The 22,101-nt window shown below is 49.3% G+C and carries 18 protein-coding genes; 8 read left to right on the plus strand and 10 right to left on the minus strand.

The features are described from left to right. Nucleotides 1–144: 144 nt before the first annotated feature. Nucleotides 145–1,758, plus strand: a complete 1,614-nt coding sequence (locus R2103_RS10750; RefSeq protein WP_317531396.1) for a multicopper oxidase family protein — start codon at nucleotides 145–147, stop codon at nucleotides 1,756–1,758. A gap of 25 nt (nucleotides 1,759–1,783) precedes the next feature. Here R2103_RS10750 and R2103_RS10755 read toward each other — a convergent pair whose 3' ends face one another. Next, the gene (locus R2103_RS10755; RefSeq protein WP_317531397.1) at nucleotides 1,784–4,171 is read right to left on the minus strand and encodes a PAS domain S-box protein; all 2,388 of its coding nucleotides are present in this window, start codon (nucleotides 4,169–4,171) and stop codon (nucleotides 1,784–1,786) included. Nucleotides 4,172–4,607: 436 nt separating this feature from the next. Here R2103_RS10755 and R2103_RS10760 point away from each other — a divergent pair, with 436 nt between their 5' ends. Continuing rightward, nucleotides 4,608–5,522 carry an HDOD domain-containing protein gene (locus R2103_RS10760; RefSeq protein WP_317531398.1) on the plus strand — a complete coding sequence of 305 codons (915 nt, stop codon included), beginning with the start codon at nucleotides 4,608–4,610 and terminating at the stop codon, nucleotides 5,520–5,522. Nucleotides 5,523–5,678: 156 nt separating this feature from the next. Here the strand turns inward: R2103_RS10760 and R2103_RS10765 are convergent, their stop codons facing one another. Next, nucleotides 5,679–6,092, minus strand: a complete 414-nt coding sequence (locus R2103_RS10765) for a multidrug ABC transporter permease (protein WP_317531399.1) — start codon at nucleotides 6,090–6,092, stop codon at nucleotides 5,679–5,681. 73 nt (nucleotides 6,093–6,165) lie between these two features. On the opposite strand from R2103_RS10765, the gene R2103_RS10770 reads away from it, so the two are divergent. The 5 genes from R2103_RS10770 to R2103_RS10790 all read left to right on the plus strand — a co-directional run bounded on the left by R2103_RS10770 (nucleotide 6,166) and on the right by R2103_RS10790 (nucleotide 10,404). Further along, a complete protein-coding gene (locus R2103_RS10770; protein WP_317531400.1) occupies nucleotides 6,166–7,329 on the plus strand; it encodes an alkaline phosphatase PhoX in 1,164 nt (387 codons plus the stop codon). Between the two features lie 150 nt (nucleotides 7,330–7,479). Beyond that, nucleotides 7,480–8,424, plus strand: a complete 945-nt coding sequence (locus R2103_RS10775) for a DnaJ C-terminal domain-containing protein (protein ID WP_317531401.1) — start codon at nucleotides 7,480–7,482, stop codon at nucleotides 8,422–8,424. A 3-nt stretch (nucleotides 8,425–8,427) separates the two neighbouring features. Next, nucleotides 8,428–8,745: a chaperone modulator CbpM gene (locus R2103_RS10780; protein WP_317531402.1), complete on the plus strand. Its 318-nt coding sequence runs from the start codon at nucleotides 8,428–8,430 to the stop codon at nucleotides 8,743–8,745. Nucleotides 8,746–8,780: 35 nt separating this feature from the next. Next, the gene (trxC, locus tag R2103_RS10785; RefSeq protein ID WP_317532087.1) at nucleotides 8,781–9,218 is read left to right on the plus strand and encodes a thioredoxin TrxC; all 438 of its coding nucleotides are present in this window, start codon (nucleotides 8,781–8,783) and stop codon (nucleotides 9,216–9,218) included. Nucleotides 9,219–9,249: 31 nt separating this feature from the next. Further along, nucleotides 9,250–10,404, plus strand: a complete 1,155-nt coding sequence (locus tag R2103_RS10790; protein ID WP_317531403.1) for a S1C family serine protease — start codon at nucleotides 9,250–9,252, stop codon at nucleotides 10,402–10,404. 34 nt (nucleotides 10,405–10,438) lie between these two features. On the opposite strand, the gene R2103_RS10795 is transcribed toward R2103_RS10790, so the two are convergent. From R2103_RS10795 to R2103_RS10815, 5 genes are all read right to left on the minus strand, one after another. Next, complete coding sequence (locus tag R2103_RS10795; RefSeq protein WP_317531404.1) at nucleotides 10,439–11,233, minus strand: PP2C family protein-serine/threonine phosphatase; 795 nt, start codon at nucleotides 11,231–11,233, stop codon at nucleotides 10,439–10,441. A gap of 115 nt (nucleotides 11,234–11,348) precedes the next feature. Beyond that, complete coding sequence (locus tag R2103_RS10800; protein WP_317531405.1) at nucleotides 11,349–13,583, minus strand: DUF262 domain-containing protein; 2,235 nt, start codon at nucleotides 13,581–13,583, stop codon at nucleotides 11,349–11,351. A 219-nt stretch (nucleotides 13,584–13,802) separates the two neighbouring features. After that, nucleotides 13,803–13,955 (minus strand): hypothetical protein, encoded by a 153-nt coding sequence (locus R2103_RS10805; protein ID WP_317531406.1) that lies wholly within the window; start codon nucleotides 13,953–13,955, stop codon nucleotides 13,803–13,805. Beyond that, nucleotides 13,952–14,371 (minus strand): DUF2779 domain-containing protein, encoded by a 420-nt coding sequence (locus R2103_RS10810; protein WP_317531407.1) that lies wholly within the window; start codon nucleotides 14,369–14,371, stop codon nucleotides 13,952–13,954. Before R2103_RS10810 ends, R2103_RS10805 begins: the two co-directional genes overlap by 4 nt. Before the next feature lie 48 nt (nucleotides 14,372–14,419). Beyond that, complete coding sequence (locus R2103_RS10815) at nucleotides 14,420–15,973, minus strand: adenylyltransferase/cytidyltransferase family protein (protein WP_317531408.1); 1,554 nt, start codon at nucleotides 15,971–15,973, stop codon at nucleotides 14,420–14,422. Between the two features lie 210 nt (nucleotides 15,974–16,183). Here R2103_RS10815 and R2103_RS10820 point away from each other — a divergent pair, with 210 nt between their 5' ends. Then, nucleotides 16,184–16,840: a hemolysin expression modulating protein gene (locus tag R2103_RS10820; RefSeq protein WP_317531409.1), complete on the plus strand. Its 657-nt coding sequence runs from the start codon at nucleotides 16,184–16,186 to the stop codon at nucleotides 16,838–16,840. 104 nt (nucleotides 16,841–16,944) lie between these two features. On the opposite strand, the gene R2103_RS10825 is transcribed toward R2103_RS10820, so the two are convergent. From R2103_RS10825 to R2103_RS10835, 3 genes are all read right to left on the minus strand, one after another. Further along, nucleotides 16,945–17,061, minus strand: a complete 117-nt coding sequence (locus tag R2103_RS10825; RefSeq protein ID WP_317531410.1) for a multicopper oxidase domain-containing protein — start codon at nucleotides 17,059–17,061, stop codon at nucleotides 16,945–16,947. A 313-nt stretch (nucleotides 17,062–17,374) separates the two neighbouring features. Continuing rightward, complete coding sequence (locus tag R2103_RS10830; protein ID WP_317531411.1) at nucleotides 17,375–19,558, minus strand: hypothetical protein; 2,184 nt, start codon at nucleotides 19,556–19,558, stop codon at nucleotides 17,375–17,377. A 161-nt stretch (nucleotides 19,559–19,719) separates the two neighbouring features. Continuing rightward, nucleotides 19,720–22,002: a TonB-dependent siderophore receptor gene (locus tag R2103_RS10835; RefSeq protein WP_317531412.1), complete on the minus strand. Its 2,283-nt coding sequence runs from the start codon at nucleotides 22,000–22,002 to the stop codon at nucleotides 19,720–19,722. Between the last annotated feature and the right edge of the window lie 99 nt (nucleotides 22,003–22,101).

Genomic DNA, 22,101 nt, shown 5'->3' on the forward strand with positions numbered 1-22,101 from the left:
AAGAATTATTTCACTCACCTGAAATCCGGTTGCTTATTACGTTTGAGCTGATACACTGAATTCCAGGAAATAGTGACAGCGGAATCATCCGCAATTTGATGTAAACCGCTCGAAACTGATTGTTAATCACACGAGAGGTTTATCATGACAGACATTGATTATAAAAGGCGCCAATTCCTGCAATACAGCGCTTTAGGCACCCTGGCTGCCACCCTGCCCGGTTTCGCATTGGCCGATAACCGCGTTATTAACAAAACGCCCGATCATTCATTCAAAGCCGACGTTGAAATTGCGTTAACCGCTCAGAATGCGGACGTTTCTATCCTGCCGGGTGCTCATACGCATGTTTTCAAATACACCGGAAAATTACTCAAAGGACCTCAAACCGCGCTCAAGGAATTGCCCGGTTATTTGGGACCGATCCTCAATTTTGAACGAGGTCAGAAAGTCCGGATATTCTTTTATAACCAATTGCCGGAACCATGCGCTACCCATTGGCACGGCATGCATGTACCACAAGTGATGGATGGCCATCCGATGTATGCGATCCATCATGGCGAGCAGTATGTTTACGAATTTGAGGTAAAAAACCCAGCCGGTACCAATTGGTATCATTCACATACCCATGAATTAACGGCTTCTCAGGTATATCAGGGCTTGGCCGGACTGATCACCATCACCGATGAAGCCGAGCGTAAACTGGAATTACCCAGCGGTGAATATGACATTCCGCTGGTCATCCAGGATCGCAGTTTCTCGCAGGGTAATCAATTACGTTACATGCTCAATATGCACCAGCGCATGCGCGGCTTTCTGGGCGACACGATCCTGGTGAATGGCCAAAGTGACAGCCCTATCGCCGTTAAAACACGGGCGTACCGCTTGCGCATCCTGAATGGATCGAACTCCAGAATCTACAAGCTGGGCTGGGATGACGGCACACCGTTAACCGCGATCGGCACCGATGGCGGGTTACTGGAAAAACCGGAAACTTTCCCCTACATCATGCTCGCCCCCGCCGAGCGGGTAGAGCTGTGGGTCGATTTCAGCGGCCGCAAACCCGGTTCAGACCTAACGCTGCAAAATCTGGCTTACCAGGGATCCGCCGCGCATATGGGAGGAGGCATGGGAGGCGGGCGCCACGGTATGGGCCGGATGGGCATGATGGATGGCGCTTCAGGTCAGAATGACGTGTTTCCTATCGTTAAATTCCGGATCACCGGACAAGTCAGCGATTCACCCGCATTACCGGCCGCATTGATTCCATTGCACCGCTTGACTGCCACGGATGTTACCCATCCGGACACCACTGTGCCGATTACCATCGGCATGCGGCATATGGCATTCAATCTCAACGGCAAAACGTTCGAGATGCAAAACTATTCCGAACTGGAAAAAATTCCGCTTAACTCCGTTCAGAGAATCAAAATATCCCATGATAACCAGGGAATGGGTGGAGGAATGCGCGGCGGCCGAGGTGGCGGCATGGGCATGATGATGGCATTGCCGCACCCTATCCACATCCACGGCCAGCAGTTTCAGATCCTATCGCGCAAACAAAACAACCAGGGCGGCGCTTACGATACGGTCAAAGACGGATTCATTAACAGCGGCTGGAAAGACACTGTCTTGGTCATGCCGGGCGAAGAAGTGGAAATCATTAAACCCTTCAAGGACTATAGCGGCTTATTTCTTTATCACTGCCATAACCTGGAGCACGAAGACATGGGCATGATGCGCAATTACTTTATCAGTTGATTTCTCGCAAACCGGCTTGCTGGGTTTATCGCGCATATTCCACTGGCAACTCAATCCAGAAAGTACTGCCTACGCCCAATTCACTGTCGGCGCCAACCGTACCGCCCATTAACTCGACAATCTGGCGCGTAATGGATAATCCGATACCGGTCCCTTCAATGCCGCTATTGGTAGCATCCAATCGATTAAACGGCTGGAAGAGTTCGGCCATTTTATGCGTCGCGATACCGTTCCCGGTATCGGTAATGAGTATCCGCAAATTGCCCGTGGTGTCCGGTGAGGCGCTCGCGCCGATATGCACTGTGCCGCCTTTGCGGTTGTACTTAACGGCGTTGGATATCAGATTGAGCATGACTTGCTTAAACCGGATTCGATCGGTATGAAGTACCTTACCGGCCACGCCAGCTTGCACCAGTTGAACACCCAGCTTATCCGCTTGGGTCTGCACCAAGCTGATACACTCCTCGATAATCGGACCAATTTCAACCGGCTCCAACTTCAGATCGATCCGTCCCGATTCGATCCGGGCCAAGTCCAGCACTTCATTAATCAATGCCAGCAAATGCGTGCCCGCATTCCTGATTTCCTTGATGTACTTAAGATGTTGACTGCGGGGATCTTCCAGTTCCATTAATTGGCTAAACCCCAGAATCGCATTCAGGGGTGTGCGTAGTTCATGGCTCATACTGGAAAGAAATTGGGATTTGGCCTGGTTGGCCCGCTCCGCTTCTTGCCGGGCATGAATAAGCGCCTCCTCGGCAGCCTTGCGCTCAGTAATATCTTCGGCGATACCCTCGATGCACAAATCGCCGTTCGCATCACTGGCTGGATGGGCCGAGGCCAGGATCGTGTGCTCGCTGCCATCCGGATGAACAAAACTCATCTCGAATTGCACAAAATCCATTTTTCCTTGCGCAATCTGGGTAGCGACAGAATAAGCATGATCCAGCGAATCCGGGTGCCAATTAGTAATGCGATCCCAGAATCTTCCGATGGCTTCTTCCTTCGTAATACCAAAAACTTTATCGACCCCGCTGCTGATGTAGGTGAGCTCCCCTGTCAGCGCTTTGTGGCTATAAATGACAAATTTACCACCGATGTCTTCCACCAAGCGTTGATATCGTTCCTGACTTTCCCGCAGCGCCTGTTCCGCCTGCAAACGCGCGGTAATATCTTCGATAATCGACCAGATCAACTTCCGGCCGGAAGCATCGCGGATCACGACACCGTTGAGTTGAACCTGATACCGGCTACCATCCTTGCGGATATATTCCTTGCGGTAAGGACCGAAACTGCCCATCGCTTGTAGACTCTCAAGCTGGCGCGCCTCATCGGCGGCATACTCCCGCGGTGTAATATCCCAGTACGTCAGATTAAGAAATTCCTCGCGCGTATAACCGGTAGGCGCTAACAAGGCATCATTGAATTCGATGAATTGACCGGTAGCATAATCATTTAAGGCAATACCAACCGGTGACATTACGAACAACGTTCTCAGACGTGTCTCACTATCCTGGTTCTTTTGATGAAATCTGGCTATCGCAATCAGCGGCAATAGAATTAAAACACCGGTTAGAATCAAGCCCAGCCGGAAAAGAATAGACTCGCCACTTGCGGCAGACCAGCCACCTTTGGGGATTGCCGCCATCTGCCAGGAACCATTATCCGGCAAGGAGATATCGAGTAGTACAGGATGCTGATCGAAGATTTGACTGGTTCCGAAAAACACTGTGCCGTTTTCCGGCCCATCGTTCCGCCGCAGCGCAATATCAAATTCTTCCGCAAGAACCAGTAAACCGCTTGCCCGGTATAACTGATCCACATCGATCACGGCGGAGATCACTCCCCAAAATGCGTGATCCTCTCTGGATTCATGGCGATCGAGAAATACCGGGATGCGCGCGATAAAACCTTGGCCACCTTGAACCAGATCGACTGGCCCGTCAAATATAAGACTTTCACTGTCTCGCGCTCGCAGCACGGCTTGGAGTTGCTTGGGATGATGGCGGAAATTCAAACCGATGGCCGCTTCGTTGCCTTCGAGCGGATACATATACTTTATGATTAAATCGGGCGCGGCGCCGATATTGCGCAATTGCGACCGGCCTTTGAACAAATACTGAGCTAATTGGGCAAATTTATCCGCCGGCAGATCCGGTTCAACCGAAACCGACGCGACCAGACCCTGAACCAGTTGCGCATTACTGGTGATGTGACCTTCCAAGGTGGCGCGCAACAGGCTAAGCCGGGTAAATACCGCATCACGCAAATCGCGCTCTTGGTTACGCGTATGCAAATGATCGACATAGAATCCGACCGGCAGAAGGCAAATTCCAACCACGAACACCGGCAAAAAAATAAATTGCCTATTGTGCAGGCAAGACAGGAAACGAGCGGCGGCGTTATGCATCATAAGTCACGAATAATGAAGCCGGATCAATCATTGACCACTGGAATTATCGATTTACGGGCAATCCGTACATGGCGCATTGCACCGGATAAAAAAAGAGTTGCATGAGAAAGCATAGCTGAGCAATGGAATAAAAAATTACATGGCCGATGATTATCCGCCCAATCGTATCAGACACTCTGGCGTTTTTTATTATTGTTTTCCAATTTCTCATCATATCCGTCGTTCGATTCCATTCATCAAAGAAACGCTGAGAAAACTAATTTTGCTCGTCAGTATCGGAAAAACCGCAGAAAAGATTACCTTTCACATCGCTGTTTATCCTATAGAAATCACGCCAGCTTTTTATAATGACACATCCCGGCATGCATTCCGGCCATCGATAATTTAATGATTTTGGAACGGCATCAATGTTACTCATTAATAATAGGTAAACAACATGAATCAAATTGCATTCAATGAAATGAAATACCGGCCGGAAGAATCCGCCATATCCGGTCCTATCGATTTGCAGCAGATCCTCGCACGCATCAATACGCTGCCCGCCATGCCGGCCATTGCGCAAAAATTGCTCGGGCTGGCGTTGAACACAGATCATGGCGAAACGCAGATGCTCAAGCTGGTCGCGCAAGACTCGCAGATCTCAGCCAAGATCATCGGATTATCAAACTCCGCTTTGTTCGCCACGCCTGGCATTATCACGTCGATCATCGATGCCGCCATGTATCTCGGCTTGACGCAAATCAAATCGGTCGCCATCGGCATGGCAACCGTTTCGGCATTGACCAAACCGCCCGAAGGCAAATTGAAATCCGCCGATTTATGGGCTCACAGTATGACCATAGCCTCGGCCATGCGCGTTATTGCCAAATACATGCCCGCAAAAACCAGACCCGTGGACGAACAAATTTTTCTCGCGGGACTGCTGCACGACATCGGTTATAACGTCCTCAATTTTATTGCCAAGGATACGTGCAACGCACTCTACGAAAAACTCAACACCCCATCGGATGCATCACCGCTGGAAATAGAACATGCGCTGCTCGGCACGCATCATGGCGAGATCGGCGCACAACTCGGTATCCATTGGGGATTACCGGCTGAAATCATTGCCGTCATCCGCTATCACCACATCCCTAATAGCGCGAACGCTGAAATCGGCCAACCGCTGGTACGGCTCGTCAATCTGGCCGAGCGAATGCTGCCGGATTTTGCAATCATCGAATCCACCGCGCAAGAAATCACTCCACAGGAATGGATCGCACTTGGCATCGATCCAGGCAAAGCAGACAGCATTGCCGAGGAAATCAGCAGTGTGGCAGAGCAGGCCAAGCAACTGATCAGTATCATTTAACCATGCTAACCAGCCACTTAGCCGAACCGGCTTCGATTCTTACAGTAGCTATCGAAGCCAGCGCAAGTAAAATTGCCGTCAAAAATGAATTCGCCCGCTTCTAACTTTTGAGCGAATCCAATTTAAGTGTTGAGCTATAAAAGGTAGTAAGAAACATCAATTTTCCTCAGCCGCATTCTGCCTCGACGCATAAACATACCCCCCAATCGCTCCCACGACCAGCCCTAGCGGTGCCGCGATAAAGAGTCCGATCATCGATCCTTGGCTGGTATCTTTGGAAATGACCATCGGCCCGAGAAAACCCAGGGTAAAGAACAGTCCGCCCAGGATTAATGCGCCGCCGGTAACCGCAATCCAAGTGCTTATTCTTTCTCCCGCAACCAGTTTCCAGGTAAACCACGCGGCGAAGGTTGCGCAGACAACCGAAACGGTGGCGGAAAGCCAGGCAGGAAAGCCGGTTGTAATCGTTAGAATGGTGCTGATAGAAAACAGTACAATCAAAAACATCAAAAAAGAGACGAGTGGTTTAAGGATCTGAATCATTGCAGCGTGTATCCGTTGAGTGGTCATTTAACAGCGCAGCATTGTAAACTATCTCCCGGACATCCACCGCTTGGTTTTACCACATGAGGCCAGCTTCACTATGAACACATTTAACCCGCAGCGGCGCAAATTATTGCAGTACGGTTTCATGGCATTGGGTGCGTTTGCCGGTAATGTTTTGCTGCCGTCCGCTGTCCGGTCGGCAGCGTCGCTGGCAGTGCTGGGCGATCTTTTGCCGCCGGACCGGAACGGTGTGCGTTTGCCTGCGGGATTTACTTCACGCATCATCGCACATTCGGGTCAGAAAATTTTCGATTACCGCTGGCACGCGGCGCCGGATGGCGGGGCTACGTTTGCCGCCCCGGATGGCGGCTGGATTTATGTTTCCAATAGCGAATTGGACAACCAGGCGGGCGGCGTAGGCGCGTTGCGCTTCAATGCTGCCGGTGATGTTGTCGATGCATATCCGATCCTGCAACATACTAACCGCAATTGCGCGGGCGGGCATACGCCGTGGCAGACTTGGCTGTCGTGCGAGGAAATCGATAAAGGCCGGGTGTGGGAATGCGATCCGTTTGGCCGCCAGGCGGCGCAAGTCCGCAGCGCGCTCGGCGTATTCCGGCATGAAGCGGTTGCGGTGGATACGCAGAACAAACAGCTTTATCTGACCGAAGACCAGCCGGATGGCTGTTTGTACCGCTATACCGCACATGCACTCGATGCCGGCGGAAATCCCGGTCTCGACGAGGGTATGCTGGAAGTGGCTGAAGTCACCGATGGCCGCATTGGCGCAGTGCGCTGGCACACCCTGCCCGACCCTCAAGCGGTTTCCATACCAACCCGAAAACAAGTCGCCAACAGCACCCGGTTCGATGGCGGGGAAGGCATTTGGTATCACCAGGGCATCGTTTACTTTTCCACCAAGGGCGACGATCGCGTGTGGGCGTATGACGTGCAGCGCCAGCATCTCAGCATCGTGTACAACGCCGCGTTATACCCGCGGCCAGTCTTGACCGGTGTGGACAATATCACCGGCAACGCGGCGGGAGATTTACTGATCGCCGAGGATAAAGGCGATATGCAGATCATAGTGCTGGCCGCCGGTAAGATTTTGCCGCTGTTGCAGCTGGCGGGTCATGACCGCTCGGAAGTCACCGGCCCGGCGTTCAGTCCCGATGGTTCACGCTTGTATTTCAGTTCGCAGCGCGGCAAAACCGGACGCGCCGAGGATGGCATGACGTTTGAAATCTCCGGGCCGTTCTGAAGCTATTTCCTGACACTTGATAAATTCCTGCCGTGAACCCATTTAGTCGAGGAGAATGGGTGAGCAATACGGATATGCATGCAACTTCACTAATGCGCTGAAAGCGGCAATAATGCGATGCCGGAAGCGTAATCAACGAGGGGAACTGACTTGGAATTTAAGGATTACTACAAAACATTAGGTGTCTCGCGCGATGCGACAGCGGAAGAGATCAAAAAATCGTTCCGCCGCCTGGCACGCAAGTACCACCCGGATGTTTCCAAGGAAACGGACGCCGAGCACAAAATGCAAGAAATCAACGAGGCTAACGCGGTACTGTCCGATCCGGAAAAACGCGCTGCCTACGATCAATTGGGGCAAGGCGGATTTCAGCCAGGCAGCGATTTTCAGCCGCCACCCGGATGGGATAGCAATTTTGAGTTCCGGGGACGGGGATTTAACGGTGCGCAAGCAGCGGATTTCAGCGATTTCTTTGCCGAATTATTCGGCGGCGGCATGGGCGCGGGCACGCGCCATACGCATCAACGCAAACGCGGTGAAGATCATCACGCCAAAATCATGCTCGACCTGGAAGACAGCTATCACGGCACAACCCGCAGTTTGACGCTGCGCATGCCCAAACTCGACGATCAAGGGCGCACCGTGCTGGCCGAGCATACGCTGAATGTGCGCATTCCCAAAGGCGTACACGCCGGGCAAGTGATCCGGCTGGCCGGACAAGGCGGTCCGGGGCATGCCGGTGAAGCGGCCGGAGACTTGTTCCTGGAAGTTCACTTCAAGCCGCATAGCCGTTACCGGATCGAAAACAAGGATGTCTATGCCACATTACCGGTCGCGCCCTGGGAAGCAATGCTGGGTGCAACCATCAAAATACCGGTGCCGGATGGTCAAGTCGAAGTGCGCGTGCCGGAAAATTCCCAGTCCGGGCGTAAACTGCGTTTGAAAGGACGCGGCATTCCGGCGGCAACACCCGGCGATTTGTATCTGGTGCTGGAAGTCGTGCTGCCACCGGCCACCGGTGAAAAAGAACGCACGTTTTATCAAACCATGGCGCAGGAACTCGCATTTAATCCGCGCCAAAATCTCGGAGTCTAGGTCATGTCGAATGAGATTGAAGCCATTTTACTGGAAGATGCCCTATTCAGCCTGGATGAGCTGGCACGAAGCTGCCATGTCAGCCGGGAGTGGATCATCGAACGCGTGCAGTGGGGCTTGTTGCGCAATGACGATTTAATCGGCGCCGACCCGGATGTATGGATATTCGATAGCCGCAGCTTTATGCGCATCAGAAGAATCATCGCGGTAGAACGCGACTTCGAGGGCAATCCGGAATTGGCCGGACTGGTCGCCGATATGATCGAGGAAATTGAATCGCTGCGCGCCCGCCTGAAAGCATCCGGACTGGATGAAAGCTAAGAAATTATCGATTCGATAAACGTATCCATCAGGAAATCACCATGTCTTTACATATCGTATGCCCGCACTGCCATGCCACCAACCGCGTACCGGCAGACCGTCTCGAGGCATCGCCCCAATGCGGCGCTTGCCATCAACCGCTGTTTGCCGCACAACCGGCCGAATTGACGGAGCATCATTTCAACCGGCACATCACCAACAACGATATTCCGGTGCTGATCGATTTCTGGGCGCCGTGGTGCGGCCCCTGCCGCATGATGGCGCCGGCCTTCAGCAAAGCAGCGGCTGCTCTGGAACCGCACATGCGTCTGGTCAAAGTCAATACCGAAGAAGAGCAAGGATTGGCCGCTCGTTATAACATCCGCAGCATTCCAACCTTGGTACTATTTAAAGGCGGCCGGGAAATCGCCCGGCAAGCGGGCGCGATGAGCGAGCACGATCTGATACGATGGGCACAAGCCTATAGCAAATAATGAAAAATAATCACTAAAGGAGCGAATATTCATGCCCAACGGATTCTTTTCCCGTTTCATCTGGTACACGCTGGCCGGTGTATTGCTGGTGTTATTTTTTCACAGCTTCCTTTACCACTATTTTCCGAATATTTTTCATTGGAATCCCTTTTCCGGCCAGAGCCAGCAAGAGAGCGCGGAACCCCGCGTCGTACAGGCGCGCGGCAATCTGGCGGAAGACGAAAAAAGCACGATTGAATTATTTGAAAATTCGCGTGACTCGGTGGTGTTCATCACCACCCGCCAGCGCGTCATGGATGCCTGGACGCGCAATACATTTTCCGTTCCCAGCGGCACCGGCTCAGGGTTTATCTGGGATGATAGCGGGCACATCATCACCAATCTTCACGTAGTTAAAGGCGCCAGCGAAGCCACCGTGCGCCTGGCCGACGGACGCGATTACAAGGCTTCCCTAGTCGGCGCAAGCCCGGCGCACGACATCGCCGTGCTGAAAATCGGCATCGGCTTTCAGCGGCCAGCCCCGGTGCCAATCGGCACCAGCAACGACCTTAAGGTGGGGCAAAAAGTATTCGCCATCGGCAATCCTTTCGGTTTGGATTGGACATTGACCACCGGGATCGTCTCCGCGTTGGATCGTTCCTTACCAGGCGGCGATGGCCGCACCATCGACAATCTGATTCAAACCGATGCCGCCATCAACCCCGGCAACTCAGGCGGTCCGCTGCTCGATTCCGCAGGCCGTCTGATCGGTATCAACACTGCCATTTACAGCCCCAGCGGCGCCAGCGCGGGTATCGGTTTCGCTGTGCCGGTCGATACCGTCAACCGCGTGGTGCCGCAGATCATCAGCCGCGGCAAATATATCCGCCCGGCCATGGGCATCACCGTCGACAGCAAACTGAACAACCGTTTGACTCAATTTCTGAAAGTGAACGGCGTGGTTATCCTAAGCATCGGCCCCGGCTCAGCCGCCGACGAAGCCGGATTGCGCGGCGCAACACTGACCCCGGAAGGCAACATCATCGCCAACGACATCATTGTTGCCGTTGATGGAAAACCCATGGATTCAGTGGAAAAATTGCTGAACCGTATCGATAGCTACAAAGTCGGCGACACCATCACGATTACCGTGCTGCGTAAAGGTGAGAAAATGGACGTGCCGGTTACGTTGCAACCGGGTGAGTGATTGGATAAATCTGATTCCGCATAAAGGCGGCTCGTCATTGTTTCAGGGTAACTGACGAGCCATTCAATTGCCCGTCATTCAGTACAATCAGGGAAAAATCATCGCTGCCGCCCGCGCGGCGCGCAGCTTTGAATGCATTCACAAGATCCGTTTCAGACTCATTGGCAAAGAGCGCAGCAATTTGCGCATCATCCAGAGCTTCGTTCAATCCGTCGCTGCATAGCAGAATACGCTCGCCGGGTCGCAATTCATGCGTGGCGATATTTACCCTGAAGTCATCGCATTCGGCGTCTGCAATGAACTGGCAGGTCAGACCTTGCAAAATACTGGCGGAATCAACCGCCTGCTCGGCAGTAATTTCACCGTCATCAATGAGATCGTTCAGCAAACTATGATCACGGCTCAACAGGTCCGCCCGGTCATCCATCAGAAGATAAGCACGCGAATCCCCAACATTAAAAATGGTCGCTGTATCTCCAAGCAATCGCACCCCAACCAAGGTGGAAGCCATACCATAGAATTTGGGATTATTACTCAGCGCCACATAGTCTTGCTGCACTTGATGAAGCAACAATGAAATCGATTCCGTAGCAGATGCAGAAACAAGATGATCGCGCAAAATTTCCAGCAAACGACGGCTAGCCAAGCGCGGCAACGTCCCGATGGCCACTCCGTCGGCAATGGCAAAATAGCGTGGCTGCGAAGTATCTACCATCCTACCTTCGCGAACACTGCCTTGATACACCTGACCGTCTAGCAAAACAGCGTCCTCGTTATGTGATTTGCCTCGACCACGCTGACTGAAGGCCGCATACTGGGAAATTTTCATTGTTATTCAATACACTCCCCAAAGGATGGTAATAAAACTGATTGTTTTTCTATCAAAAAACTGTAATCCGCTATCCACAATACCAATAAATTCTCTTAACACATGATTATTCTGCCTAATCAATTTGAAGATTGTCATACCATTCTTGGTATATCTTAATTAGCCGTTTTTTGTTAGCAAGTACAAAACTTCGAGCAGGATTTAGCGGATCATTTTTACTTTGAAGATCTGAAAGATTTAATTTAAAACTTTCCAACTCATCATCGCTTGCAAAAACATCGAACCCGCGCTCTTTTAAGTTGTATCCCTTAATCTTCACTGATTTATATTTTTCGATAGGATCGATATCTTGCGCCGCCCGATTAAAAGAAAAATCGACTGCAACTTGATTACCTATCGATTGCTGCCAAGCTTTACAGATCTCATGAAACTTTAGCTGTTCACGCTTCCCCTTTCCCGTGCCATTCAGTTTCTCAGATGCAAGAATATGATCATAATCCCATGGCCTATTATGTCCTTTCCACATTAATTTATTGGATGGATCGAATCCTTTGAAAGCATCCTCAAGATATTCGCGTTGCGCATAAACCAATAACTCTTGTTGCTGACGAAGTTTCTCGATGAACAAACCTATACTCTCATTTTGCTCATCCGTTTTTTTCTCTTTACCATCTTTATTGCGAACTACAACGCCCTGCCAAAAACTTGACCAGTTAATCAATTGCTCAGGTGAACTATTTTCATCAAGCTGAAAAGCCTCATTAAGATCCGTAATATTCAAAGGAACAAGAACTAATCTTTTATCGCTATTCTTATTCATATCTGCGATCTTTATACTTGATAAATCACTTTCATTAATCAATCTATTGATTGCTTTCTCTTTATCTATCCCAAACCAATGAACAACGAGAGCTAACCCAATAATCCTTCTAGTATTTTTATCTTCGCAAGACATGGATATGTATTGATATCTCTTGGCAAGTAGCATCAACCAAGCAAATACTTCTCGTGATGACCAAGCAATGCTACTCCTCAGATAGGCAGGCAAACCATAGGTACGACTCTTCTCTTCGTATAAAAAGCTTTCATCAATCCAAATTAATGCCTTCTCTAATTCACCTGAACCAAAATATTTCTCAATTCTTTCCCGTTTCTCAAGATCTTTTATATCCTTATCAGGATTTTTGCTGAAAATTTTACGGATCTGATCTACTGTTAATTGAGATTCAATTTTTTGATCACTTTCTTCAGTCAATGCAATGCGTATGCCTAAGTTCACTAATCTCACATCAGTGATTGGCTTTTTAGCCAATTTATTCATTATTTCCTCAATTTCAGGCCAATAAGCTTTGATCATCGAATAGATAAGTTCTTCATTATCTAGTGGTGTTCCCTGTCCATTCAACCGCTGAAATATTTGCTCAATATTATCAATACTATTTTCTATCCCCTCGTTTGACACCAATAACGCAATAAGACGACATTGTTCTGCCTTTCTCAGACCCGATTCAACAATTTCACGCTCACCCTTACTTATATCACTAATTTTATTAGCTTCCTTCGCCCAACTCTCAACAAAGCTTATCCATTCTTCCTGAGCTAGTGCATCCCAATCTAACTTACCTTCTTTGAAGTGTCTGAATAACAAAAATACGGGCACGGGAAATTCTGCATAGTAAGGTAGTGCTAAGCTCGGTAAAGGTCTTTCATTAAAATTCTGAGAAAGGTATTTTTCTTTAAATTTATACGACAGTTTTTCACAATCATACTTTTTAAAATTTTCCTTAAAGTTATCTACTTTCTCCATAAATTCTTTTCGCTGCTCTACTTTTAAAATGCTTGCCTCATCTCCATTATGAAATCCCCATGGATGCGCTTTTGTTGCAACCCGAAACAGATATTTGCGAGTGGTATTTTTGAGAAGGCTTTTAGGAATTAGATCAAGCCACAAAACAACGTCATTACTTATTCCATCTTTCCAAGGATCAACAAACCCCCAGGCTATTGCGTTGCAGCGTTGTTGACCATCAAGAATGTGATGCGATGTATCCACTTCAGATTCTTGTGTCTGTTCACTTTTTGCATGCGTTGGGTTGGATTTATCATGTTGTTCTTTAATTCTATCGATGATAACTATTGAGCCTATGGGAAAGCCCCGAAAAATCGAATCCCAAAGCAATTCAATTTGTTGGGGCTCCCAAACCAAACCACGCTGAAAAGAAGGCACTCTGGCTTTGATTTTATTACCAGGTGCATTATCTTCTACATTTCCCGACCATGATCCGACTTGCCTTAATGTAAAAATAAAATAATTTTTTGTCTCACAATCAGAGTATTGAAAATATTTCAATTGATTTATTCCTTTTTTATTGTTGTTGCATCAATGGCTACTTATTAACATTCTAAATACCTCCCTCAACCACCACTCCAGCATTGCCGAATTAACCACTGATGCAACAACCTTGCAGACATCATCTAGCTCGACCACATGTTGATCTTCGGACAGCAGTGATTCCAATTTATGAAATAGGCGGATGGCTTTCAGAAATCCAGAGTATCAGGTCATGATTCAGAGATTCAAATCCGTACACCCGGAAAATACCTGCCACAAACGCACCATAGCGTAAGTATCCAATTTGCAGTATGCCAGAAGCTGTTGTTCGATCTGGGTTTTGCGTTCGGGTGCGGTATCCGGATGAATGCCTTCCAAAAAAGCATTCATCGCCATACCGCCATCCTGCACGCCATCCAACGTATCGTAACGTAATTCAGGCACGACAAAGCAGGCAGCACTTTCTTGATGCTCCAGCTGCCTTTCTGGCTCGGGTGGTAGTAGCGTTCACGCGTAACCGGTAGCAGATCGACGATTCGATCATTGATCGCTAGCAGCGGTTGGCTTAAAGAAGGGAAACGCTCCGCCAATTCGCGTATGCGCGCCGTCTCAAATCCGGCGTTGTAGACAAATACCGGCTCATCTTCTCCACAAGCGGCAATCAGGGATTGGGTGAAAGATTCCGATGGATCGTTACCTGACAGGTCGAGAAATTCAGTATGCGCAAGCCGACCCGACGCATCAAGGCGGTGCAGGCTGAACTGGAACACAATTTGACGCGTGTGGTTTCGGTGGAAGTTTGCCACATTGATGAAAACCAGATATTCCCGGGTGTGCAGAATTCTTTCTGGATGTTACTCGCGTTTTATTTGCGTTTCCTTACTCCCTGCACCATCGAGTATGCGCGTAACGAGTTCGGATGTAGAAATACCCGGAGTGTAAGGCAGCTCCTGAATCATTTCAGCCGGTAAAGACTCGCAGAGTTTGTATTTATCCTGGCGCTCTTGTTCCGATGCGCAGGCGAAGGTGTAAATATCGAAACCGTATTGCTGCATGAATTCCACAGTTACACTCGCCGGGGTTTCCGTCATGACGGCGTCGACATACTTGCAGGCGGCCACCACCGCAGCGCGTTCGGCTTGCTTCATGACGGGCAGCTTGCCTTTATTTTCCACCACACGTTCATCGGAAACCACGCAGACGGTCAAGTGCGTGCCCAATGCGCGCGCCTCCCGTAGAAAATTGATATGGCCTTCATGAAACAGATCGGCCACCATACGGGTATAAACATGCTTTTGCCGTTGATTTTTCGGCCACACGGGAATTTCCCGATTCAAGCGCGCCATGGCGCGTTCCATCCACTGACGGCTGCGCAGTGCAAGTACGTCGTCGGGATCCTTCAGGACAATTTGATGCGCATAACACCACGCTTTGGCCAAATCTCCCAGCAACCAGCGTTGTATCAGTCTGTGATAGGCATAGCAACGCACCAGCTGGGTAAAGTTTTCCAGATTGCATGCGGATATCACGGTATCCCAATTGGGATTCGGCGTGCGCCAGTCGCCGTAGAACGCGGTCAGAATCTTTTCCGGCTGGCGCGGAAACCAGACTTCACCGTAATCCGTGCTGCGTTGCGTCAGATCAAATTTGGGGAAAACCGAGACACGTTGATACTCATCCGGGTAACCGGGCAATGCAAAACCGCCGACGATCTGTTTACCGCGGGCTTGCAGGCCACAGACATCAAGCGTAATCCCCAATTCCGGATGGATATAATCGCGATAATTGGCGTATTCGATCCGCATCGGTGCGCGTACCCAGCCCGCTTGCTCAAGCGTCGCGCAGCAGGCATCCCAGAACTCCATTTGCACGGCGATATCGAGATCCTTATCGAAATCCAGCAAGCAGCCATTGCGAACCAAACCCAGCAAAGTACCGGCAAAAGGAAATACCGGAATATTCAACTTGGCCAGTTCCGCGCAGGTCGTCCAAAGCAATTTTTCCGCTTCTCCCGAAGCGAATACATTGGTATCGGCTTCGCCAAGTTTGGCTTGTTCTTTATGCGGCGGGATTTTTCCGGATTTAGCCAGCGCCATCAAATGATTCAGCGCATAAGTGAAATGCGCATGCGCGGTGGATAAATCCAGCAAAATAAAACTCGCGGTTCCGAGCACATGCGCCCAGTGTGCTTTGTGAAAATCACCTTGCACATGCGCGTAGATTTTTGCGGCATACGCGGACACATCGGCCGTCCGGCCCGTGCGCATCGCCAACGAACACCACGCGCGAGCAACCTCCGGGGATAGTGGATATTCACTTTTCAACGGCTCGAGAATCCCGTCAGCATCGTTGTACTTGCCGACGATGATTAATTCCTTTGCCTTTAATAACAATTCATCAAGCTTCATGGTTATATTTAGCAGCTATTGCTTTATTTCCAGCCACTTAACCTTTTCAGTTTCAATAATCGGTAATAATAAAGATTGCATTTTAACCATTATTTAATATAATAGGAATCATTCTCATTATTATTTATTCAATATAATGAGACGAGACAGAAAAATCGCCGCATTTATTTGTTAAATGCACACATCAGATTAGAAATAGGAGGCAACATTATGGCAGTCACCACTAGACCTCGTCCCAATCTAGGATCGGGATCGGTCAAATTTATCGATGGTTTTCCTTTTGAAGGGATTGGTTCCGCCGGATTCACCGACAATGATTTACTGTATATAGGCGATGACTTAGACAATGCCATCACGGGAGGTACAGGGCATGACGAGTTTCAAGGCAGAAACGGCAATGACACGCTGAAAGGCGGGGATGGCAATGACACGCTGAATGGCGGAGATGGCAATGACGATATCGACGGCCAGGAAGGTACTGATAAATTATTTGGCGGCGCAGGCGACGATATCCTGAGAGCGGGTGGCAGCAAGCCGGTCATCATCACTGTAGAAGGCGGCAGAAGAACACTTGTGCAGGGTGACCTCGACCGGCTCACTGGAGAAAGTGGCAACGATACCTTTGGCTTCTATGGCTATGGAAGGTTTCAAGTCACGGATTTCACGATTGGTGAAGACCGGTTATTTTTCGACTCGCAAGCCCTCGGAATCGACTCGGTGCCGCAACTGCTTTCTTTTATCACGAATATCACCGATAACGGTGACACCGGTTTTACCGCTGAATTCCTCAACGGCGCAGCTTCCATTGAACTGGTTGGCGTCAACGTAAACGCGATCACCGCCGATATGATTGTCTTCAATCTGTAAACTTCATTCTCAATTCTCTTTTAGTTCTTCCTTACTCATAAGGGCCAACCCCGGATCTTCCAGGATTGGCCCTTTTCTTTTCTTTTCTTCTCTACAGCTGAGTTTTATTCAACAATGAAGCTCGTCATCATGACGGCATTGATATGATCATTGACATGACAGTGATACATCCATCGTCCACGGACATCGGGTTGATAGGAATACAGAGGGCATAATTTCATTGCACTTCGTCTGCCGCTATCCAATATTCACGGGCTGTGAGTGCCTGTATTGACCATCAATGCCAGCCAGACAATAACGTTCTCCTGTTCCCATCTCTCGCTTGATGTAAGCGTTACATTAGACATTGGCAGCGATCGCTCATATTCTTCGATCGCATCGGTGATAAGAATGGCTGGCTAAAGACAGGGGGTGTCGTGGCTGGCTACGACTGGCTCCACGATCGCGGAGCCGGGTTTGAAATACTGTAAGTAACCTTTTGAACACAATCCTCCCTCGTAGAAGGGCTAAAACTGCGAGGGAGGGAACCTGCTGTTACAACAACTTACTCTCGTATTCCGCAAGAATTCCGGTCATTATGGACCGCAATGCAACGGCTCTATCAGTATTACCGTTATTGATTGCATCTTTCAGATCGCGAATTGCATTTTCCAGACTGGCGCGTTTCGATGTATTCAAGCGCTGAGCGAGATCAGCCAAGAAAACGCCGGTATACAGCGACAATCTTTCCAAAGCCAGCAACGCTTGATTCTTATCGGCTGTGAAATTGGCTTCGATTTGATGAATACTTCTTTCTACCTGCCCCAGAATGCCTTTGCTAATTTCACTGACGATTTTGTCGGCAACGACATTGGATAGTTCGCCAGTAAACTGGGTTTTGATCTGATTGCTTCCCGATGGATTATCCTGAGCGATAAAACCTTCCACGATGCGGTAAAAATATTCGCCTTCGATCTGTTTCTCCCTGGCTTCGTCGGCTTCCGCGGCTCTATTTTCGATAATACCTTGAACTTCCCGTAGCACGCCGATCAGAAAACTCCTGACCAAGGGAATGACGATATTTTCACTAGCCAGCGCTAATGTTTGCGCATCGCCTGCGTCGGTCTTATCGAATGCCCGTTTGCCTTGAATAAAAGCAGCGGTGATTTGATAATCCAGATCGGGATCGCTACCCGACACAATCGATTGTTTATCCGAGGAAAGCACTTTGTCTTCCTTATTCGCTGTTTTAGCAATCGCCGAGTAAGCGGTGTACGCTCTGTCCCATTCGAGCGCGAGCGCATCGGCCGATAAATTGCCGAACTGCTCCTGAACCAGTGTGACACGGTTATAAACAACCAACGCAAACATTTTCTGCAGCGACTTATCGATCACTTGCAAAGCCAAGGGAACTTGATTGCCAGAACTTACCTGTGCAATGGCTGCGGTAACATCTTGGCCGATCGTCAAGCCATAAATTTGATCGACCAGTTGCGTCAGTTGCTGTAAATCTCCAGCATATTTCCCGGCGATGGCGTCAGCATCGATCGGCACTTGATTCCGCAGCGCATCGATTGCCTGGTAATCGGCCAGGGCATTTTCCACAAGGGCAGTATGTTGCGCCACTTCATATTTGGCCCGATTCAGCGCGTTCTCATACTTTGTCAACAGAGCCGATATGGCATTGCGCGCCAGCTCGGATTTGGGAGCACTGAGTTCATTGCTGGCAGTCATTAAATTTTCCAGCTCAGTTTCCAGACTGCCCCGGTCAGCAGCACCCAATCGCAACTCGAGATCGGGCAACAGGACTCTGGCAAAATATTTGGCGCCTGCCGCTTCGGCCACGGCATGCGGGCGGTCTTTTTCCGTGATGGCGCTTGCTTGACCATTCATTTCAGCAACGACACGGCCAATAAAACCTTTTCCTAGCTCACTGACAATCTCATCGGCAACAACTTTGGATGGATCTCCTGTTAATTGCGCTTTTATCCTCAAGCTGCCGGCAGGATTTCCTCTGGCCACCAGCGATTCAATAACGCGATAGAAAATCTCTCCTTCCTTGAGTTCAATGCTGGTTTCTTCCGGATCCGCGGCTCTATTCTCAATGGCACCGGCAACTTCACGTAATACCGCAATGTAGTAAGCACGTGCAAGTGACATCCGTATCGCGTAACGGGCGATTTGCACCGTGACGAAATCTTCTTCCGGATTACTTTTATTGATTGCTGTTCTAATTCTGGAAAAGTGATCGTTCACTTCCACATCGAGTCCTGGATTGCTGCCAGCTTCGAGTGCTTGACGGTCGGCAGTCAATAGTTGATTTTCTCTGGCCACAGTGGCGGATATGGCTTGAAATGCGGCCACCGATTCATCCAGCATAGCTATCAACGCAGTTGATGTGCCGGTTTCAAATTGATCGCGGATGGCAGCAATACGATTCCAGATCGCTTGATAAAATACGCGCTGCAACGTCTTGTCGACGACTTGCGCCGCGAGTCTTGGCGCATAATCGTTTTTAATATCGTCGATGGCCGCCAGCACATCACTATCCAGACTTAATGAATTGGCGGTATCGACTTCTTGCACCAATGTTTGTAAAACACCGGCATAAGCATCTGCAATGGCATCACCGTTAATCGGCACTTCTCTACGCAGCGTTCCAATCGTTCTATAAGCAGTGACCGCAGATTCGATAGCTGCGGTATTCGAGGCCGCAACCGCATTATTAATTACAACCATGAAACATAAACTCACGATCAACAACATACTTAGTGAATTTATGAGTCTCCTCAATAAATACATAAAAACTCCTCTATACAATAAACATTAACGAGAATACAAATGATAACTATTATTATTTACAGTCGCAACTAAAAAATATATTTTTTTATTTTTGTGAACTAAAAATTGGCAATCAAAGTCGCTCTGATCGCAATGGGTGAACCTGGAGCAATGTTAAAATCGTTTTGTGCAGAAGCGAAATATTTCGTATTAAATAAATTTTCTATATTTAACTGACCGCGGAAACTTTTGGTGAATTGCGTAAAAAGCGCTGCATCCACGCGAGTAAAATCAGGTAAAGTAACGCGATTCGTCAATGAAGCAAGCATACTATCCCGGTGAATCACACCAAATGCTGCGCCGATACTCGGCGTAATATCGTAGCGGCTCCACATTGAAAAAGTATGGCGCGGAAGCTCCGCTACCGACGCACCTTTCTTCGCAACGCCTTGGATGTCGCTGGTGATTTCGCCGACTTGATAGGCATACCCCCCCATCACGCTCCAATTTGAAGTCAACTGCCCGGACAAACTGACTTCAACACCTTCGGTACGTTGCCCTTTGGTTAGAAAGGTTTGTCCGCCGACCACCGAGTTGATGACATTGGTGCGATCCAGCTGATAAACCGCAGTGGTAAACGCTAAATCCGGCCGTATATCCCATTTCACCCCTGCCTCCAGCGTTGTAAATTTTTCCGGTTTTAGTGTTTCAGTCGTGACGTTCAAGGCTGTCAGCTGATCACCGGCACGCGGCACATAGGCCTGGCTATAGGTTGCATAAAATGAAACAGGAGTAATAGGTTTATAGATCAAACCAAAACGGGGTGCAATCAGATCGTCTCTCGTTTTTAAATGCTCTCTCGGGCCATTTTTCTGCTGAAAGTCCACTTCAAACAAGTCATAACGCACCCCTACAATCGCTTGAAGCTGCGGAATGATCTCGATCTGATCTTGAATATAAAGCGAAGTCACGTTGACAATGCTACGGTTCAATGCATCGACATCCCCGTCCCTGCCGCCATTCCTGGTTCTAAAAGTAATGGGAACATGAGTGATCGGATTACTGAAAGATACCGGCAGGCTTGTCATAGCCAGACTATTATTAAATAAGCCCGTTTCACGCCGGTTATGGGTTTCCTGGCGCCCCACTTCGATACCGGCCATCAGCGTATGCGCAATAGGGCCTGTGTTTAAGGAATACAGCAAGTTTGTCTGATTAAAAACATTCTCTCGCTTAGTCGCATTGCTATAAGCTCCCAGCGAAACTTCATTGAGCACATTATCCAATCCGCCGTTAGCAAACACATTTTGATAGAACTTATCGTAGGTCGCATAATTGGTGCGGTTTTGCAGCGTGATGCCATTGTCAAATTTATGTTCGATCAAGGAATTAAAGGCCAGCACATCGACATTAGCGTGGCTACGTCGCGGATCCCCGAAGAATTGCGATCGATCCACATCGACAGGCCGCCCCATGAATGAAGTAATGCCTCGATCAGCGGTACGATCGTCGTGATACCGTTCCATACCGGCAATAATCTTGGTGCGATGCGTCGGTTTTAGCGTCACCGTTGGGGAGATGCCCAGCCGCTCCATACTGACACCGTCGCGGAAACTGCCGGCATCCTCGTAGAGCGCATTCAAACGAACAGCGGCCATATCATTAATCACGTACCCGACATCGGCGGTCATTCTTTTCAGATTGAAAGATCCCCCTTGGAAAGAGAATTCTTTTGTGGGATTCCAATTGGCCTGCTTGCTGACACGATTAACCACACCACCCGAACCACCGCGGCCGAAAATCATGCCGTTAGCGCCTTTGAGCACTTCGACACGCTCGATGTTATAGAGATCGCGGTAATATTCCACGTCATCGCGAATACCATCGGTAAAGAAATCGCCGGTGGAACGGTTACCGCGAAACACCAGCGCATCGCGATTGCCTTCGCCCTGGGAGATACCGACGCCGGGCACATAACGGACCGCATCGCCGATGCTTCGCACCGATTGATCTTTAATCAGCTCATTGGTTATCACTGAGATAGCTTGCGGTACATCCCGTAGCAACGTATTAGTTTTTGTCGCTGTGCTGGTGCTCACCGCCGCGTAACGATTGGTATTGCTGGCCGTGACTTGTATCGCTGGCAATGTGGTGACGGCCGGTTCAGAAGAAGCCGAAGGTACCGCGACGATAGCAAAACCATCGTCGCGCTGCGTCACTTGCAAGCCGGAACCGGTCAGCAACTGATCGAGCGCTGCTTTGATCTCAAAATCACCCGTCAAACCATGCGTGACTTTCCCCTGCAATAGCGCAGGATCCAGCGCAAGTTTAATTCCGGCCTGTTGTGAAAATTGCATGAGTGCGTCGTGCAGATAACCGGCAGAAATATCGTAGGTCCGCACTGCCGCTGAAGTATTTACTGATTGTGCAACGCTAGGCTTAGGCAAAAAAGCTGCCGCTAGACACACACTGACGAATACCGCACAAAAACAGATGTATCT

This window comes from Nitrosomonas sp. Is24, from assembly GCF_033063335.1.
Lineage (GTDB): Bacteria > Pseudomonadota > Gammaproteobacteria > Burkholderiales > Nitrosomonadaceae > Nitrosomonas.